General features: G+C 57.0%; 18 protein-coding genes. 1 reads left to right on the top strand and 17 read right to left on the bottom strand.

From position 1 onward, the window contains the following. Window positions 1-6: 6 nt before the first annotated feature. The 17 genes from infB to tsaB all read right to left on the bottom strand — a co-directional run bounded on the left by infB (window position 7) and on the right by tsaB (window position 17001). Window positions 7-2694, bottom strand: a complete 2688-nt coding sequence (infB, locus tag ACESNI_RS14285) for a translation initiation factor IF-2 (RefSeq protein ID WP_373088043.1) — start codon at window positions 2692-2694, stop codon at window positions 7-9. Window positions 2695-2696: 2 nt separating this feature from the next. After that, window positions 2697-3296, bottom strand: coding sequence for an RNA-binding protein (locus ACESNI_RS14280; RefSeq protein ID WP_373088041.1), 600 nt, complete (start codon window positions 3294-3296; stop codon window positions 2697-2699). A 21-nt stretch (window positions 3297-3317) separates the two neighbouring features. Continuing rightward, complete coding sequence (gene nusA, locus ACESNI_RS14275; RefSeq protein ID WP_373088038.1) at window positions 3318-4910, bottom strand: transcription termination factor NusA; 1593 nt, start codon at window positions 4908-4910, stop codon at window positions 3318-3320. 34 nt (window positions 4911-4944) lie between these two features. Next, entirely contained in the window at window positions 4945-5403 is a 459-nt protein-coding gene (rimP, locus tag ACESNI_RS14270) for a ribosome maturation factor RimP (RefSeq protein ID WP_373088036.1), read from the bottom strand. A gap of 193 nt (window positions 5404-5596) precedes the next feature. Next, the gene (locus ACESNI_RS14265; protein ID WP_373088034.1) at window positions 5597-6289 is read right to left on the bottom strand and encodes a tRNA (guanosine(46)-N(7))-methyltransferase TrmB; all 693 of its coding nucleotides are present in this window, start codon (window positions 6287-6289) and stop codon (window positions 5597-5599) included. 10 nt (window positions 6290-6299) lie between these two features. After that, window positions 6300-7469, bottom strand: coding sequence for a methionine adenosyltransferase (gene metK, locus ACESNI_RS14260; protein ID WP_373088032.1), 1170 nt, complete (start codon window positions 7467-7469; stop codon window positions 6300-6302). 152 nt (window positions 7470-7621) lie between these two features. Further along, window positions 7622-8020 carry a helix-turn-helix domain-containing protein gene (locus ACESNI_RS14255; protein ID WP_373088030.1) on the bottom strand — a complete coding sequence of 133 codons (399 nt, stop codon included), beginning with the start codon at window positions 8018-8020 and terminating at the stop codon, window positions 7622-7624. Window positions 8021-8132: 112 nt separating this feature from the next. Beyond that, entirely contained in the window at window positions 8133-9710 is a 1578-nt protein-coding gene (lnt, locus tag ACESNI_RS14250) for an apolipoprotein N-acyltransferase (RefSeq protein ID WP_373088028.1), read from the bottom strand. A gap of 32 nt (window positions 9711-9742) precedes the next feature. Continuing rightward, window positions 9743-10645 (bottom strand): hemolysin family protein, encoded by a 903-nt coding sequence (locus ACESNI_RS14245; protein WP_373088025.1) that lies wholly within the window; start codon window positions 10643-10645, stop codon window positions 9743-9745. Further along, window positions 10642-11217 carry an rRNA maturation RNase YbeY gene (gene ybeY / locus ACESNI_RS14240; protein ID WP_373088023.1) on the bottom strand — a complete coding sequence of 192 codons (576 nt, stop codon included), beginning with the start codon at window positions 11215-11217 and terminating at the stop codon, window positions 10642-10644. The genes ACESNI_RS14245 and ybeY overlap by 4 nt, the downstream gene beginning before the upstream one ends. A 66-nt stretch (window positions 11218-11283) precedes the next feature. Next, the gene (locus tag ACESNI_RS14235; RefSeq protein ID WP_373088021.1) at window positions 11284-12321 is read right to left on the bottom strand and encodes a PhoH family protein; all 1038 of its coding nucleotides are present in this window, start codon (window positions 12319-12321) and stop codon (window positions 11284-11286) included. Window positions 12322-12329: 8 nt separating this feature from the next. Further along, window positions 12330-13691, bottom strand: a complete 1362-nt coding sequence (miaB, locus tag ACESNI_RS14230; protein WP_373088019.1) for a tRNA (N6-isopentenyl adenosine(37)-C2)-methylthiotransferase MiaB — start codon at window positions 13689-13691, stop codon at window positions 12330-12332. A 149-nt stretch (window positions 13692-13840) separates the two neighbouring features. Next, a complete protein-coding gene (locus tag ACESNI_RS14225; RefSeq protein WP_373088017.1) occupies window positions 13841-14635 on the bottom strand; it encodes a lysophospholipid acyltransferase family protein in 795 nt (264 codons plus the stop codon). 28 nt (window positions 14636-14663) lie between these two features. Further along, window positions 14664-15149: a Fur family transcriptional regulator gene (locus ACESNI_RS14220; RefSeq protein ID WP_373088015.1), complete on the bottom strand. Its 486-nt coding sequence runs from the start codon at window positions 15147-15149 to the stop codon at window positions 14664-14666. Window positions 15150-15248: 99 nt separating this feature from the next. Then, window positions 15249-15656, bottom strand: coding sequence for a MucR family transcriptional regulator (locus tag ACESNI_RS14215; protein WP_373088013.1), 408 nt, complete (start codon window positions 15654-15656; stop codon window positions 15249-15251). A gap of 169 nt (window positions 15657-15825) precedes the next feature. Continuing rightward, window positions 15826-16284 (bottom strand): ribosomal protein S18-alanine N-acetyltransferase, encoded by a 459-nt coding sequence (rimI, locus tag ACESNI_RS14210; protein ID WP_373088011.1) that lies wholly within the window; start codon window positions 16282-16284, stop codon window positions 15826-15828. Window positions 16285-16296: 12 nt separating this feature from the next. Next, on the bottom strand, window positions 16297-17001 hold the full coding sequence (gene tsaB / locus ACESNI_RS14205; RefSeq protein WP_373088009.1) for a tRNA (adenosine(37)-N6)-threonylcarbamoyltransferase complex dimerization subunit type 1 TsaB: 705 nt from the start codon (window positions 16999-17001) through the stop codon (window positions 16297-16299). 99 nt (window positions 17002-17100) lie between these two features. On the opposite strand from tsaB, the gene ddpX reads away from it, so the two are divergent. Beyond that, window positions 17101-17667, top strand: a complete 567-nt coding sequence (gene ddpX / locus ACESNI_RS14200; protein ID WP_373088007.1) for a D-alanyl-D-alanine dipeptidase — start codon at window positions 17101-17103, stop codon at window positions 17665-17667. The last annotated feature ends 17 nt before the right edge of the window (window positions 17668-17684 follow it).

The raw sequence follows: 17684 nt of genomic DNA, 5'->3' as shown, positions 1-17684 counted from the left end.
ACGCCGTTAAAGTTGGCGGGCCACTTCCTCGACTTCAAAACATTCGATAACATCGCCGACCTGCAGGTCGTGATAATTCTCGAACGCCATACCGCATTCCATGCCGGATTTCACTTCCTTGACTTCATCCTTGAACCGTTTGAGGGTCGAGAGTGTGCCTTCATGGATAACGACATTGTCACGCAGCAACCGGACTTTGGCGCCCCGCTTCACATTGCCTTCGGTGACCATGCAACCGCCGATCTTGCCGACCTTGGTAATATTGAAAACTTCGCGGATTTCGGCGTAGCCAAGGAAATTCTCGCGCAATGTCGGCGCCAGCATGCCAGACAGCATCGCCCGCATATCGTCGATGACGTTATAGATCACCGAGTAATACTGAATGTCGATGCCTTCCTGTTCGGCGTCTTCCCGTGCCTGTTTGTTCGCGCGTGTGTTGAAGGCAATGACGATTGCCCGCGAGGCCGCAGCCAGCGAAATATCGGATTCCGTAATGCCGCCCACACCGGAGAACAGGATTTTTACCGCGACTTCGTCGGTGCCCATATTCTCGAGGGCATTGGAGATTGCCTCGGCCGAGCCCTGAACGTCCGCCTTGATGACGACGGGAAGTTCGCTCGCGGAGCCTTCCTTGATGGCGGTGAACATCTGTTCGATTGTCCCGCGCGCAGAGGCTGTGACCTTCTTGGTCTTGTCGACCCGCTGACGATAGGTTGCAATTTCCCGTGCCTGGCTCTCATTCTCGGTGACGACAAAATCATCGCCAGCTTCCGGTGCGCCCTGAATACCCAGGATTTCCACAGGGACCGACGGTCCCGCTTCCTCGACATTGCGGCCGCGATAATCAAGGAGTGCCCGGACTTTACCCATGGCGGACCCCATCACAAAGTAATCGCCAACACGCAGGGTTCCGCGGTTCACGAGAACCGTTGCGACCATGCCGCGTCCGGTTTCGATTTTTGCCTCAACCACCGTGCCATGGGCGGAGCGGTCGGGATTAGCCCGAAGCTCAAGCAGTTCCGCCTGCAACAGGATCGCTTCCTGCAGCTTGTCGAGTCCGGTGCCTTTAAGCGCGGAAACCTCAACGTCGAGAACGTCGCCCCCCATATTTTCAACAAAGATTTCATGCTGCAGGAGTTCCTGACGCACCTTGTCCGGGTCTGCCGACGGCTTGTCGATCTTGTTGATGGCAACGATAATGGGGACGTTCGCCGCCTTCGCATGCTTGATCGCCTCAATGGTTTGCGGCATGACGCTATCATCGGCGGCAACCACAAGAATGACGATGTCCGTCACCTGCGCCCCGCGCATCCGCATTGCCGTAAAGGCTTCATGGCCCGGAGTATCGAGGAAGGTAATCACATCGCCCGAGGCGAGTGAGACCTGATAAGCGCCGATATGCTGGGTGATGCCGCCGGCCTCGCCGGAGACAACATCGGTTTTGCGTAATGCATCCAGCAACGACGTTTTACCGTGGTCAACATGGCCCATGACCGCGACCACAGGCGCCCGCGGAAGCATCTGCTCGGGCAGGTCCTCGACTTCGCCGCCAAGGCCAATCTCGACATCGGATTCGGCAATACGCCGGGACGTATGTCCAAGCTCTTCAACGACAAGTTCGGCCGTATCCGCGTCAATGGTCTGTCCGGCGGTTGACATGATGCCAAGTTTCATCAGCGCCTTGATGACGTCAACAGAGCGCTCGGACATACGGTTGGCGAGTTCCTGCACGGAAATAACTTCCGGAATGGTAACCTCGCGGAAAATCTTCTGCGGCGGCTCTGATGATTGCTGCTGCTTTTTGCGGGCCCGGCGAAGGGAGGCGAGGGACCGTTGTTTCGGTCCGCGGTCATCCAATGCCTCGCCGATGGTCAGGCGACCGGCACGGCGGCGCGGCTCGTCCGTTTTACGGGTCGGCGTGGGCCGGTCGTCGCTGGGCGCGCCACGGCCCGATTTTGTCAGTTTCTTCCGCCCGGAACCGGCATCGTCATTGGTGTCGGGCTCATCGCCACCACTGCGGGGGGTCCGCGTCGCGGCTGTACGGCCTTCCTGACGGGGCTCTTCCTTGATGGCTGACTTGTTCTTTTCGCGGTGAACGGCCACTTGCGCATTCTTGGTGGCATCCGCCTCTTCCGTCAGACGGCGGGCTTCCTCCTCCTCGGCACGGCGGCGTTCTTCGGGCGAGCGGCGCTTCGTGACCTTGGGGGCTTCTTCGGCTTCCACCGCAGCTTCTTCCGCCGGTACATCTTCCGGAGCGCTTTCCGCCCGCAGTTTTTCTTCTTCGATCCGCGCCTGTTCCTCTATGGTCCGGCGTTCAGCATCCTTGATGGACTGTTCACGGGCACCGGCAAGTGCGGCGGCCCGGGCGGCCTTTTCATCGGTGGTCAGGATAAGCGACGGATTGCCGCCGCCAGATCTGCGCGCGGCCGGTGCCGGGCTCTTGCCCAGCGGCGATTTGCCAGCCTGAAGAGTTTTCTTGGGGGCATCGGAGGCAGCCGGAGGGGTTGCCGCCGGTTTCGCCGCGCCGGGGCCTAAAGTGCTGCGTTTTTTGCGCACTTCCACCTGCACGGTCTTGGAGCGACCATGAGTAAAGCTCTGCCGGACCTGACTCTTGCCGCCAGCAGATTTTTTCGCTTCCAACGGTTTGTTCAGGCTAAGCGACTTGCGCCCATCCTTGTCATTTGTCTCAGTCATTCTTACTCCGACACTTCGGTTTCTTTAGGTTCATTGAGCGGGTTTCTAAACTTCGATAGTTGAGAAACCGCCTTCAGAATTCTTGTTGCCAGCCGCCCGGACCCCATGCTTGCGTGAACAAGATTTTCCTTGCCCAGGGCCTGACTTAATTCAGCACCGCTGAAAATGTCAATCACGGGCAGGTCGCCTGCAATTCGTTTCAACTTCTGCCGCCCGTCCTCCGCGCCATCGCTGGCCGCGATCAGAAAGGCCGCCTTTCCTGACTTCAAGGCCCGCTCGACCTTGGCGAAGCCAACCGTCAATAACCCACCTTTACGACCCAGCCCCAGAAGGGCCAGGCATTGCTGCGACAGGGATCTGTCAATCAGGGCCGACAAATCCGCCGGGACCGTGACCGCCTGCTTCGCGGATTTTGCAAACAGTCGCTTTTTCAGCGCCAGTTCAACTGCCTCCCGGCGACAGCTTATCCAGATGCCGCGCCCCGGCAGGTTTTTCTGGATATCATGTACCAGATGGCCCTCCGGGGATACGGCAAAGCGAAGAAGGTCTTCCTTTTCCCGTATCTGTCCAGTGGCTATACACCGCCGCTGCGGATCACTCAAGTCTAGTTCTCCAGTTCCAGCCTAGCTTGCCGGAATTTCTTCATCAGTTGCATCGGTCGTATCGTCATTTTCGGACGTCTCAGCGGCAGCGGCTTCGTCGCCTTCGAACCAATGTGCCCGCGCGGCCATGATGACCTGATTTGCCTCTTCAAGGTTTAAATCGAAGCTCCGCAGGATACCGTCCTCGGCATTGACTAGTTCATCACCTGCGAGATCGGCAAGATCATCAAGTTCCTTGATCCCCGCTTCGCCAAGAGCAACGATCATGGCAAGGGTCAGGACCTGCAGGTTGACGATGTCATCGCTGACACCCAGAGCCTGGCGTTTCTCTTCCAGTTCTGCATTCGTCTTCTCGACAAATTCCTGGGCACGGCGGCTGAGTTCCTCGGCAATCTCTTCGTCGAACCCTTCGATTTCCGCGATCTCGGCGACGTCCACATACATGACATCCTCGATCGAGGTAAACCCTTCCGCTGCTAATAGTTGGGCAATGGTCTCGTCCACGTCAAGGGCCGCGATGAAGCTTTGCGTGCGCTCCGTAAACTCGGCCTGACGGCGGTTGCTTTCCTCTTCCTCGGTCAGGATATCAATGTCCCAGCCGGAAAGCTGCGAGGCAAGCCGCACATTCTGGCCGCGGCGGCCAATGGCCAGCGACAACTGGTCATCGGGAACGACAACCTCGATGCGGTTAGCGTCCTCATCGAGGACCACCTTGGCCACCTCGGCCGGGGCGAGGGCATTAACGATAAAGCTCGCCTGATCCGGAGACCATTGAATGATATCAATTTTTTCGCCCTGTAATTCGTTGACCACGGCCTGCACGCGTGAGCCACGCATGCCGACGCAGGCGCCGACAGGGTCAATACTCGAATCATTGGACAGGACCGCAATCTTCGCCCGGCTTCCGGGATCGCGGGCCACGGCTTTCACCTCGATGATGCCGTCATAAATCTCAGGCACTTCCTGACCAAACAGCTTGGCCATGAACTGAGGGTGGCTGCGCGACAGGAAAATCTGCGGGCCGCGCTGTTCCTGCCGGACATCGTAGATATAGGCGCGAATGCGATCACCCTGGCGGAAACTTTCGCGCGGCAGCATCTCGTCGCGCCGGACAACGGCGTCCGCCTTGCCAAGATCGACGGTGACATTGCCATACTCAACGCGCTTGACAATGCCGTTGACGACTTCGCCGACGCGGTCCTTATATTCGTGGAATTGCCGTTCGCGCTCGGCCTCGCGGACCTTCTGGACAATAACCTGCTTTGCCGTCTGCGCGGCGATACGGCCAAAATCAATCGGCGGCAAGGGGTCAACCAGCAAGTCGCCAACGACGGCGCCTTCCTTTTCGGCCTGCGCGTTGGCGGCGGTTATCTGCGTTGAGTCATTCTCGACTTCCTCCACAACCTCGCGGATGCGGGCCAGCCGGATTTCGCCCGTTCCGCGATCAATATTGGCGCGGATATCATTTTCATTGCCATATTTTGCCCGCGCCGCCTTCTGGATGGCTTCTTCCATCGCCTCAAGGACGATATCGCGGTCGATCACTTTTTCTCGGGCAACCGCATCGGCGACTTGCAACAATTCCAGGCGGTTTAAACTAGCAGCGTTTTCCATGATTAAATTTCCATCCAAAAATCTTTTTCAAGACTTAAGTACCGCGTGTACTTGCGGCGATTAATTCATCGGTCAAAATTAACTTCGCCTTTCTCACATCAGAGAAAGGCAGTTCCAGTCGGGTGCCATCGTCACTTAGAAGCTGGATCATCTCCGCTTCCAGGCCCAACAACTTCCCTCTATACCGGCGCTGGCCGTCAACGGCCTGCTCCAGCTCTACTTTTACCTCGAACCCCGACCAGCGTTCAAAGTCCTTCTGCCGGGTCAGCGGACGGTCGATCCCCGGCGACGATACCTCAAGGTCATAGGCACCCGCAATCGGGTCTTCAACATCCAGCAACGCGGATACCATCCGGCTTACTTCCGTGCACCCTTCAATCGTCATCGTTCCGTCGGGTTTTTCCGCCATGATCTGGAGGATCTTCTTCTCACTGCCTGTCAGGGTAATGCGGACGAGTTCGTACCCCATATCCGCAAGGGACGGCGTGATCATTTCGGCAATGTGTTCTATCGGGTTCAGGGTTCGACTCGCATTCCAAACAAAAAACATAAAAAAACAGCGGACCAGAGGCCCACCGTTCAAAAGCTCATCCTGACGGTGAGCGAACAGTATGTATACTCTTTATAATAGCCGAGATACCCATAAAGCCAAGTATTTTTTCGCGAAACTCGATCTGCCAGGGTGCCTAGCATCGGCGAAACCGGTAATAGACCGGATGAAGCCCCTTATCAACGGCTTTCCCCTCGTAACGTGTGGGCGGCCAGTCGGTGCTTCGGAGGCGCCAGTCGTCGGCGGTTTCCGCCTTCCATTCGAAGTCCGGCGCGCGCAGCATATGCCAAAGGATCCAGGCGCCATAATCGGTATGATCGGTTGCGATACGAAGTTCGGCGCCGGGTTTCAGGATCCTCGCGAGTGCCGCGATATTGCTGAACGAGACGAATCGCCGCTTGTTATGTCCACTTTTCGGCCAGGGATCGGGAAACAGCAGGAAGGCGCGGTCGAGGCTGGCGGAGGGCAGCTTTTCCATCAAGAGTTCGGCTGCCTCATTGTGAAGGCGGACGTTGGCACTTCCGGTTTCCTGCAATTTCCCCAGCAGGGTGGCAACCCCGTTTAGAAATGGCTCACAGCCGAGGATGCCAGTGTCTGGATGGTGATCGGCCTGCCAGGCGAGATGCTCGCCGCTGCCAAAACCGATTTCAAGCCAGTAATCAGTGATTCCCGGACCGAAAAGCCCGCTCAGGTCAATTTCACCGCCATCGAGATCGACCGTGAGCTTCGGCAGTTCCTCAGCAACCAGTATTTTCTGGCCCTTGCGAAGTGGCTTTCCGCGCCGACGGCCATAGAGAATCCGTTTTGCGCCGATGTCGTCTTCCGTCATCGCGACCGGCTTACGACAGGGCGGTTTTCAGGCTGTCCGCGAGGTCGGTTTTTTCCCAGGAAAATCCACCGTCGGCATCCGGGGCCGGGCCAAAATGACCATAGGCTGCGGTGCGCGCATAAATCGGCTTGTTAAGCTGTAGATGCTCGCGAATGCCGCGCGGGCTCAAATCCATCATTTCCATAAGGGTTTTTGCCAGCTTCTCTTCAGAGACATTCCCGGTGCCGTACAGGTCAACATAAAGCGACAACGGCTTCGAGACGCCGATGGCATAGGAAACCTGGATGCAGCAGCGATCGGCAAGCCCAGCCGCAACCACATTCTTGGCCAGATATCGCGATGCATAGGCCGCGGACCGATCAACCTTGGTCGGATCCTTGCCGGAGAAGGCGCCGCCGCCGTGGGGCGCTGCGCCGCCATAGGTATCGACAATAATCTTGCGCCCCGTCAGGCCCGCATCGCCGTCAGGTCCGCCAATCACAAATTTCCCCGTGGGATTGACGTAAAAATCCTCCTCCGGGCACATCCAGCCATCGGGTAGAACCTGCGTCACATATTTGCGGACGATTTCGCGAACGGCATCGGTATCAAGGTCCGCGTCATGCTGGGTCGAGACGACGACCGAGGTGGCCCGCACCGGCTTGCCATTTTCATAGGCGAGTGTGACCTGGCTTTTCGAATCCGGGCCGAGGCCTTTTTCGGCGCCGCTGTGGCGCACCCGGGCCAGTTCCTTCAGGATGCCGTGGGAATAATAGATCGGTGCCGGCATCAGAACGTCGGTTTCATTGACGGCGTAGCCGAACATGATGCCCTGGTCTCCGGCGCCTTCATCCTTGTTGCCGGCCGCATCGACGCCTTGCGCAATATCGGCGGACTGGGCGTGCAGGAAAACATCCACGGCCGCATTCTGCCAGTGAAATCCGTCCTGCTCATAGCCAATGTCGCGGACGGCGGCGCGCGCTGTCTCTTCAATCAGCGCCTTGGTGATCGAGGCGGGCCCGCGAACTTCCCCGGCGAGCACGATGCGATTGGTTGTCGTCAATGTCTCGCAGGCAACGCGGGCGTAGGGGTCATGCGAGAGGTAGAGATCGACGATACTGTCGGAAATCCTGTCACAGACCTTGTCCGGATGTCCTTCCGAAACGGATTCACTCGTAAACAGATAATTCTTGCTCGGCACTCAAATATCCTCTTGTTTTAATAGACGGTACCGGCATGAACACCCGTGACGACCGTGCTGTATCCAATGTCAAAAAGCTGGCCGCACTCTACCAAAATCGAACCGGGGGTCAAGAAATGTCTTCCGTGGCCCACCGGGCCGGGTCGGAAGTTTTATTTTTCGTATTCTGCGGCAATGGATTTAATGACCTCAAAAACCCGCTTTCGGACGTCGAGATTGGTAATCTTGTAGTAGGCGCGGAGCAGTTCCAGGGTTTCGCGCTTGTCCAGATGCTGATGCTCAAAACTCTCGCCGGGCTCGGCAAATCCGGCGCTGGATTTCGATACCTCGCTCGGCATGCCTTCAAAAAAGAAGGACGGCGCCACATCGAGAAATTTACTTATGTCAAAAAGACGGCTGGCCCCAATCCGGTTGGCCCCCCGTTCGTATTTTTGAACCTGCTGGAAAGTCAGTCCGAGCTTGTCTCCCAGTTTCTGCTGGCTTAACCCCAGCAACGTCCGGCGCATACGGACGCGACTCCCCACATGCACATCTACCGGATGATTTGGCATCACAACTTCCCTATATATGTCTGGCAATTGGCATACGTCTAAATCTGTCACGTATAACAAGTGACATTCTCCCCGCGCCACTCGGGCAGTATCGGTTTAAAAAAAATCCTAGTCAAGATGAGACACGCGTGAATTTGCGGTTTCGCCGTTTTGAGGCCACCCCTATTCCGATGAACAGGACGATGACCCCCATCGGAATATATTCACCGTAATGCCCATAGGGCGTCCGCCCGGCGATCGGTTTTGGAAGGGCGCCATCGATGATCCCCGTATCGTTCAGATCGAGACGCTCCAGCACCCGGCCATAGGGGTCAATGATTGCGGATATACCGGTATTGGCTGCGCGCACGACCGCAACGCCCTGCTCGACGGCGCGGCTTCGGGCCATGGCGAAATGCTGGTAGGGGCCGTTGGTATTGCCGAACCAGCCGTCATTGGTGATATTCACGATCCAGGAAAAATCCTCCCCCGGCGCCACCTCCCAGGGAAAGGCAATTTCATAGCAGATCATGGCGCGCGCCGGCGGCAGGCCATCCATGCGGATCACTTTCGGCTCGTTCTTGTCGGAGTCGGCGAAATCAGACATCTCATCAAGGGCAGGGATCACTTTGGTCAGGCCAGTAGCCGTCATCAGCCAGCGCATCGGCATATATTCGCCATAGGGCACCAGATGCTGTTTGTCGTAAACTGCGCGAATTTCCCCTTTTTCATCGAGAACCTGCAGGCTGTTCCAGTAGCGGTCATCGCCGCGGTCATGGCGCGGCGCCCCGGTAATGATCGCCCCGCCCTTGGGCACGAACTCGGCGAGTTGCGCTTTCAGGTCATCCATCGTCGTCAGATAGTAAGGCACCGCCGTTTCCGGCCAGACAAGAAAGGTGGGCGCGGTGCCGGTTTTCGTCTGGCTCAGGCGGATCAGCTTGCGCAAATGCTCAAGGCGCAAATGCGCCGCCCATTTATCTTCTTGCGGGATGTTCGGCTGGACGAGCCGTAAATTTACCTGGTCATACAGGCCGCTCGATTGCGTGGCCAGTCTTGCCGCTCCGAAGGCGGTGAGGGCTATGAGTACGCCGATAACGGAGACCAGAGAGATAACCGCGGTCTTCCGCGAGGTCTCTGCGTCGACGAACAGGGCCGGCACCGTGCTTGCGAACACGGTCAGAAGGGTCAGGCCGAAAATGCCGATATAGGCGGCCGATTGCAGCATGGGCAGGAAAAAGGCCCAGCTGTAGCCGAGAGCATTCCAGGGAAATCCGGTGAAGATCGTGCCGCGGACATATTCAAGCGCCATCCAGCAGCCGGCGAAGAAAAACAGGCGGGGAAGCGATTTCACTTTCAGCATATGGGTGGCGAGCGCGGTCAGTCCCGGAAAGATCGCCAGCACCGCGGGCAGGCCAAGAACCGGCAGGGGGATTAACAGCGCATGGGTCTGGGCATCGACAAGAAAGGCAACGCCGATCCAGTACAGCCCGACAATGAACTGGCCCCAGCCGAACCACCAGCCAATGAAAAAGGCTTGCCACCGGGTTTGCGCCCCGCTCAATAACCAGATTACGCCGGTGAAACTGACGGGAAGCAGGAAAATCAGGTACGTCGGGGCCAGCGCGCCCGCCACGGCAATCCCGAGAACAAAGGACAGAAACGCTTTTTTGGCAAACGTCAGCCCCTGGATCCAGGCGTGTATAGCGCTCATTCTCTGTCCAATGCTCAGTTTTCGTCCAAAGGTTAAGGCTGGCGTCGCCGGATGCGGACTTTTTTCACCTTGCGCGGATCGGCATCAATGATTTCAAAGTCGAGCCCGCTGGAATGAGAAATGATCTCGCCGCGGGCCGGAATCTTCCCGGCAAGCTGGAAGACCAGTCCGCCAACGCTGTCCACTTCCTCATCCTCATCTTCGGGAAGCAGGTCGATTTCCACCAACGCTTCCAACTCCTCGATTGAGGCCCGGCCATCCGCTTCCATCATGCCATTGGCGGCAACGATAATCAGGGGGCCTTCCTGTTCGTCATGCTCGTCCTCAATATCCCCGACAATTTCCTCGACCAGATCCTCGATCGTCACCAGTCCGTCAATGCCGCCATATTCATCGACCACCGCGGCCATGTGAATATGGGTCGCCCGCATTTTCAGGAGCAGATCCGGAACCGACATCGATGGCGGTACAAACAGGATCTCACGGCGGAAATTCTGCCATGTCTCGGCATCCGGCTGGCCCCAGAAATTGATGAGGTCTTTGATATGAAACATGCCGGTTACATTATCCAGTCCCTCATCATAGACCGGCAGGCGGGAATGGCTTGTCTCCTTGAACCGTTCGACCACCTGATCGAGCGTGAGGTTGCTGTCGATTGCCTCGATATCGGCGCGAGGGATCATCACGTCGCTGATGCTAAGTTCGCTGAAACTCAGGATATTGGTGAGCATCATCTTCTCAGAGGCATTTATCGATTGTTCGGGGTCGTTATGCTCTTCGATGAGTTCTTCGAGCGTTGACCGCACGCTTCCCTCTAATTGTTGCCCGACACCCAATACACGTTTCAGGACATGCCAGACGCTATTGGGAGGACGTTGTGGCTTCTGGGTTTCATCGGGGTTGGGATAATTTCCGGTTGACGCGTCTTCGGTCATTTTTTGTCGGGGATCTCCTGTTGATTATCGGATGGTTCATAGGGATTGCGTATTTTCAAGTCGTGCAGGACGGCGATCTCAAGCCGTTCCATAATCTGGGCCTCATTGTCGTCGATATGGTCATAGCCGACAAGATGTAAAACACCATGAACGAGGAGATGGGCCATATGGTCGGCAAGGCTCTTGCCCTGCGCCGCTGCCTCCCTTTGCAGGGTTTCCCGCGCCATGACGATATCGCCGAGCATTAACGGCTCCGTCATCGCGGCGGCGGCGGCAAGCTCAGCGGCGTCGAGACTTGTATCAGGAAAGGATAAAACATTCGTCGGTTTATCCGTGTCGCGATACTCGCGATTGAGGTCCTGAATGCCCGCATCATCGGTGAGCACGAGGCTGATTTCGACAACTGGCAGTTCTTTTGCCGGGGCCTCTGCCGCGCCGGGCAGGTCGGGGAGCGTCCGAAGCGCGCGCGCGATAATTTCCTCGCAGCGTGCTTCAACCGACGGTATCAGGGACTTCCAGCCGTCATCCTGAAAGGTGATGGCAACATCAAGGGTAAAGGGCAGGGGCGTCATTTGACCGTCCAGCACAACAAATTTACATCCAACATATGTCACTGTTCGGCTTGCGCAGCCTGTTCCCTAGTTCTTTCTGGCTTTCAGGGCGAGTTGTTTCTCCCGGTCATGCTCGCCATAAGCACGCACGATGCGGGTGACAAGCGGATGGCGAACCACATCGCCTTCGCCGAAATTGATAAAATCGACACCCTTTACGCCCTGAAGGATATCGACCGCCTCATGCAGTCCGGACCGCATGCCAAGGGGCAGGTCGACCTGACTGAGGTCGCCGGTGACAGCCATGCGGGAATTCTCCCCCATGCGGGTCAGCAGCATTTTCATCTGCACCGGCGTTGTATTCTGTGCCTCGTCGAGAATAATCGCGGCGTTGGACAGGGTCCGACCACGCATGAAGGCAAGGGCGGCAACCTCAATCTCACCATTTTCCAGACGTTTCACGACTTCTTCCGCGGGCAGCATGTCATAGAGCGCATCATAGAGCGGCCGGAGATAGGGGTCGATCTTGTCGCGCATATCCCCGGGCAGGAAGCCGAGCTTTTCACCGGCCTCCACCGCCGGGCGGGCCAGAATGAGCCGGTCGACCTTGTTTTCAATCAGCATGGCGACGGCATTGGCGACGGCGAGATAGGTCTTGCCGGTACCGGCCGGGCCGAGACCGAAGACCAGTTCATGGGTGCGGAGCGAATTGACATAGGCCGCCTGATTGGTCGAACGCGGCGTGATGCGGCGCCGTTTGGTCACGATCATGCTGCTGTCCTCGGAGACTGAGGCGCGACTGCCGTCCTTTGCCGGGGCGTCCCCGGCCATGCGGATGGCGCCGTCGACTTCCCCCTCGGTTACATCCATCCCTTTTTCAAGACGTTTGTAGAGGTCCTGCAGCACGCCTTTTGTTTGCGCCTGCGCCTGCTTGGTGCCGGAAATCGCCATTTTGTTCCCGCGTGAGGCGACCGAGACGTTCAGGCCTTCTTCAATGCGGGCAAGATACCGGTCATGCTCACCTACCAGCTGGGCGAGCAGATGATTATTTTCAAATTCAAGAATAGTTGTGTCGTTCGTTGGGCTGGTTTTTGGTGTTTTGGTGTTTGTTTGATTTTTAGACACGTTTGTTCCTAGGCCGCATCAGCGACGCTACCGGGTTTCAGTTCGCCACGTAGAGAGTTGGCATTCCCCTCTTGCACGATGACAGTTGCAATACGCCCGATCCGGTGTGCCGGCGACGGGACGAAGACCGATTGCATGTACGGGCTGCGACCGACGAGTTGCCCGTCGCGCTTCCCCTCGCGTTCGAGCAGGACATCAATCTCCCGGCCGACAAATTCGCGATTATAGGCAATCTGTTGCTCATTAAGAAGGGCCTGCAGGCGGGCCAGCCGTTCTGATTTTACCGGCTCCGGTACCATCTCGCTTGCCAGACCGGCGGCGGGAGTTCCGGGGCGCGGGCTGTATTTGAAGCTGTAGGCCTGAGAATATCCGACATCGCGGACAAGTTGCAGGGTTGCCTCAAAATCGGCGTCTGTTTCCCCGGGGAACCCGACGATAAAATCTCCGGACAGGGCGAGGTCCGGTCGGTACTTCCGTAATTTCTCGATGATGTGACGATAGTCGCTCGCCGTATGGCGGCGGTTCATTGCAGCAAGGATCCGGTCTGATCCGGCCTGAACGGGCAGATGCAGATAGGGCATCAGGATATCGACATCCCGATGGGCTTGGCACAACTCTTCGGTCATCTCCAGCGGATGAGACGTGGTGTAGCGCAGGCGGTCGAGCCCGTCCAGCTCCGCGAGATCCTTGATCAGGCGGGCGAGGGATACCGGCTCTCCATCCGCGTCCGCGCCGTGGTAGGCATTGACGTTCTGGCCGAGCAGGGTGATTTCGCGGGTGCCGCCCGCGATCATACGTTTTGCCTCGTCGGTAATCGCGCGGGCAGGGCGGGAGAACTCGGCACCCCGGGTATAGGGCACGACGCAGAAAGCGCAGAATTTATCGCAGCCCTCCTGAACCGTGAGGAAGGCGCTCAGATTGGTGTCGATTGCCGTATCGGGCAGATGATCGAATTTGGGCTCGACCGGGAAATCGGTCTCCAGGATACGACCAACGCCGCGATTAGCCTCGGCCACCATTTGCGGCAGCAGGTGATAGGATTGCGGGCCGAAAACCATATTCACATAGGGCGCGCGTTTCATGATCTCGTCGCCTTCGGCCTGGGCAACGCATCCGGCGACGGCAATAATCATGTCGCTGTCGTCCCGGGACTGGCGGGCGCTTCTGAATTTGCGCAAGCGTCCAAGTTCGGAGAAGGTCTTCTCCGACGCCTTCTCGCGGATATGACAGGTATTGAGAATGGCCATGTCGGCATCGGCGGGCTCCTCCGTGAGGGAATAGCCGAGCGGGGCCATGATGTCTGCCATCCGGGCGGAATCATACACGTTCATCTGGCAGCCATAGGTCGAAATGTAAAGCTTTTTAGTCAATCTTCCTCGCGAATTTCACTGGGTGTTAGCGGGTCTGTCACTGTTCCTGAACCTGATTTAGGTATCATGATTAAATTACCAGTTATATGACAAATATAGAAGGAGTTGATGGAATTGCCGGAAAAAAAGGGATAACGGCGTAAATTTCGTTATTTTTCCGTGATTTCCTCGGGCCGATCCGTCAATGCGCGGCTCAGGCTCTTCGCAATCGTCAATTGGCAGTCGCTGGCCATGGTTTTTCGAGAATCATAGTCGTCAATCGTGACCGGCGGGTGAAAGCGCAGTTCCGCCGTGATCGTGCCGCGCTTCAGATACTCCCAGATATGACCCATCAATTCCTCATCCCCGACCCAGGCGACAATCCCCATGGTGCCGCGCGTCAGGGAAATATTGTTCAACCGGCTATAGGCGATGGTAACCGGTTGGACGACCAGAGGGTGGCCGTTTATTTCCCGCTCGGCGAGGGAGAAATACGAGCTTTTGAAATCGCGGAGGACAATGCCGTTGGACGAGGTGCCCTCGGGGAATAGGAACAGGTTGTCGCCGTTTTCAAGATGACCCTGCATCTCCCCCTTGTGCCCCATGATCGAGGGGCGGGTGCGTTCGATAAAGATGGTCTGTTGCAGCTTCGAGATCGCGCCGACCAGCGGGTATTTCTCAACTTCATTTTTGGCAACGAAGCTTCCCTTGATGGTCTTGCCGACCACCGGGATATCAAGCCAGGAAATATGATTGAGGATGAAAAGCGTCGGCTGGTCGGGGTTGATGGTTCCCGACATCACGACCTTGACCCGCAACAGCCGGCAGATACCGGCGTGGAAAATCTGCGGTAGCCAGTAACGATGCCGCGGAAACGCCGCCAGAATGATCAGTTGCACCGGGACCAGAAGGCCGGCCCAGAGGAGAACCGCCAGCAAAGTAAATATGGGTCTGATATTATTCATCACTCAACTAGGTAATATTACGATGGGGTCAGTCGTTCTTTTTATTATGGCTTGTATGCTTGATGTTGACGACGGATTCCTCCGGCGGCACCTGGGCGACACTGTCCGGCTTGAGCGGTTTTCCGTAAAGTTCCAGCCGGTGATCGATCAATTCGAATCCCAGTTCCTTGGCAATTTTTGTCTGCAGTTCCTCGATCTGGTCGCTGGTAAACTCGATGACCTGCCCCGTTTGCACATTGATCAGGTGATCGTGATGCTGGTCCGATACTTCCTCATAGCGGGCGCGGCCGTCGCCGAAATCATGGCGCTCCAAGATACCGTTTTCCTCGAACATGCGGACAGTCCGGTAGACCGTTGAGATACTGATGGTGTCATCAATATCGGAGGCCCGCTTGTATACAAGTTCGACATCCGGGTGATCTTGCGAATCCGACAGCACGCGGGCGATTACGCGGCGCTGGTCGGTCATGCGCAAGCCCTTGTCAATGCAGATTTGTTCGAGACGAGTAGGCATATGAACCTCGATTAATCAAAAGGCCGCTGACAAGTGTCAGCCGCCCCGATTTTATACAAATTATGGTTTTTGGGCCAGCGAAAGTAGAAATTACTTATCTCAGGCTTTCTTGCGGCTGGTTCCGAGCCCGATTTTCTTGGCCAGTTTGCGCCGCTGTTCCGCGTAATTGGGGGCCACCATGGGGTAGTCGGCGGGCAGTCCCCAGCGCAGACGATAATCATCCGGCGTCATGTCATAGGATGTTTTCAGGTGCCGTTTCAGCATCTTGAGCTTTTTACCGTCTTCGAGACAGATAATATAGTCTGGATGGATCGACTTGCGAATGGACACGACCGGCTCAGGCTTGTCGGGGTCCGCTGCCCCCTCGCCCACTGTCGATAATGTGCTGTAGACATCCCGTATTAACGCCGAAATCTCTTCCGAGCCAACGGAATTCCGCGACAAATGCGACGTCACGATGTCCGTTGTCAGCGCCAGAAGTTCCAGTTTATCGATTTTTTCAGACACGGTCACCATCCTTCATTAAGAAACAAGCTGTCTTATAATGTATCGGCAATATATGCGCAATATTACTACTGAAAAAAACATACCCTACAAAAATACTGTGACCAAAAGAGGGAGAAATAGATAATTTGTTGTAATTCTATTCTTATTAGAATAGGCAAACAGCGGAATTTTAAAGAACTCGTTTCATGGTGATTGCATCCTCAAGCCCCGCGCCATGGGTGTAATAGTCTTTCCGGCGGCCGATTTCGATAAACCCCCGCGACCGGTAAAGCTGTTGTGCCCAGAGATTTTCGACACCGACATCGAGAAACAGCAGGTGAACCGCACTGGCGACGAGGCGTTCGATGCCGTGATCCAGCAGTATTCCGGCATATCCACGATGCTGGTATTCCGGCAGGACGCCGAGCGACAGCAGTTCCGCCTCCCCGGACAGGCAGCGGTAGAGCGCGAACGCCACGGGTTCATCGCCAAGACTCATCAGCTGGAATACAGTCCCCGGAATTGTCATCGCCGACGCGCAGGAAGCCTCGTCCCAGGCAGGGGAAAAGCATTCCGCATGCATTTTGGCAGCAAGTGCGGCGCAGGCGATACCCTCCATAAAGTCTATATCAATGTCATTCAGTGCCATATGCACCCCCGATTACAGGAATTTGGCGTCTTTGCCGCCGGGGAGTTTGGCGTCGGGCGCCCGCAAGTAAAGCGGGGCGGGCGGTGCGGCATCGGCGTCGGGAACCGGGCGGTTTGCGGCAAGGCGGGCGACGATGACGGCATCCGGATCCTCGTCAAGATCCAGCAGACTGTATTTTGCGCCGTTAAAATAATCCTGCTGTGCGAGGAGCGGGCCGCCCGACCCGATGATGACGGCGCCCTCATCGGGCAGGCAGGTATGTGCCTCCTCCAGCGGGATGGCTAGCGGCGCGCTCAGAGGTTCTGGTAGGCCATTTGGGCGCCCTGGTGAAAACACCTGCAGGTAAATTTCGTTGCGCCGGGCGTCGGCGGTGGCGATCACCGGCCGGCCGGCCGCAAGCTGTTCCGGCACCGCGGCCGCGAGCGCCTCCAGCGTGGTGACACCGACAATCGGTTTATGTGCCGCAAGGGCGATGCCGCGGGCAGTGGCAAGGCCGATCCTGAGGCCGGTGAATGTGCCGGGGCCGATGGTGACCGCGATCAGGTCGAGATCGGCAAAGCGCAGACCAGTCTCCTTCATCAGGCTCTGGATCATCGGCATCAGGGTTTCCGCATGGCCACGGCGGCGCTTCTCATGAATATGGGCAATCGCCGCCTCTCCCTCCGTCACCGCGACCGAGCAGGCATTCAACGCCGTATCCAGGGCAAGTATCTTCATTTTATTGCGTTCCACATTCCAGCCATGTAGGGTCACCAACGATCGGCAGATTTATGTGTTACGCGTTACCCTCTGCAAATTCAAGTAAACAGGTTCGAGATGGCCCTTGCGGAAAGTTTAACAGAAATTACCCCGGCAACCTATGATGTCGAGCTGGAGCTTCGCTATGCAACGGCCGATAATTTCACTGGCGCGCCGGTATATCGGCGCAGCGCCTGCTTTCTCAACCTTGAGGCGGCGGAAAAGATGCAAAAGGCGATTGACCTTGCCGCCCCGCTTGGGCTCAGGTTCCGACTGTATGACGGCTTCCGTCCGAGCGAGGCGGTGCAAGCCCTGTGGGACCATACGCCAAACCCTGACTTCCTGTCGCCGCCATCCAGCGGCTCGCCGCATTCGCGCGGCGCGGCCATCGACCTCACCCTGATCGACGGCGCCGGGCAGAGGCTTGAGATGGGAACGGAGTTTGACGCCATGACCGCGTTGTCGCATCATGGCACGACGGATATTCCTGCCGAGGCCCAGAAGAACCGGGCGATCCTTCTCGGGCTGATGACTGCCGCCGGATGGGATTGTTACATGAATGAATGGTGGCATTACCAGTTATTTAAACCTCGCCGGTATCCTACCCTGTCTGACCGGGCGGCAGGCACCCGGTTGATGGAATGAAAACCCGGATAAGTGAG

The organism is Sneathiella sp. (assembly GCF_041689005.1).
Taxonomy (GTDB): Bacteria; Pseudomonadota; Alphaproteobacteria; order Sneathiellales; family Sneathiellaceae; genus Sneathiella.
The sequence above is the reverse complement of the archived record's forward strand: the minus strand, read 5'-3'. Positions and strand labels throughout refer to the sequence as shown.

Excerpts from the sequence above, each read along its gene's own strand:
- infB (WP_373088043.1), bottom strand. The coding sequence starts at position 2,694 with ATGACTGAGACAAATGACAAGGATGGGCGCAAGTCGCTTAGCCTGAAC.
- nusA (WP_373088038.1), bottom strand. The coding sequence starts at position 4,910 with ATGGAAAACGCTGCTAGTTTAAACCGCCTGGAATTGTTGCAAGTCGCC.
- rimP (WP_373088036.1), bottom strand. The coding sequence starts at position 5,403 with ATGATCACGCCGTCCCTTGCGGATATGGGGTACGAACTCGTCCGCATT.
- ACESNI_RS14265 (WP_373088034.1), bottom strand. The coding sequence starts at position 6,289 with ATGACGGAAGACGACATCGGCGCAAAACGGATTCTCTATGGCCGTCGG.
- ACESNI_RS14255 (WP_373088030.1), bottom strand. The coding sequence starts at position 8,020 with ATGCCAAATCATCCGGTAGATGTGCATGTGGGGAGTCGCGTCCGTATG.
- lnt (WP_373088028.1), bottom strand. The coding sequence starts at position 9,710 with ATGAGCGCTATACACGCCTGGATCCAGGGGCTGACGTTTGCCAAAAAA.
- ACESNI_RS14245 (WP_373088025.1), bottom strand. The coding sequence starts at position 10,645 with ATGACCGAAGACGCGTCAACCGGAAATTATCCCAACCCCGATGAAACC.
- ybeY (WP_373088023.1), bottom strand. The coding sequence starts at position 11,217 with ATGACGCCCCTGCCCTTTACCCTTGATGTTGCCATCACCTTTCAGGAT.
- ACESNI_RS14225 (WP_373088017.1), bottom strand. The coding sequence starts at position 14,635 with ATGAATAATATCAGACCCATATTTACTTTGCTGGCGGTTCTCCTCTGG.
- ACESNI_RS14220 (WP_373088015.1), bottom strand. The coding sequence starts at position 15,149 with ATGCCTACTCGTCTCGAACAAATCTGCATTGACAAGGGCTTGCGCATG.
- rimI (WP_373088011.1), bottom strand. The coding sequence starts at position 16,284 with ATGGCACTGAATGACATTGATATAGACTTTATGGAGGGTATCGCCTGC.
- tsaB (WP_373088009.1), bottom strand. The coding sequence starts at position 17,001 with ATGAAGATACTTGCCCTGGATACGGCGTTGAATGCCTGCTCGGTCGCG.
- ddpX (WP_373088007.1), top strand. The coding sequence starts at position 17,101 with ATGGCCCTTGCGGAAAGTTTAACAGAAATTACCCCGGCAACCTATGAT.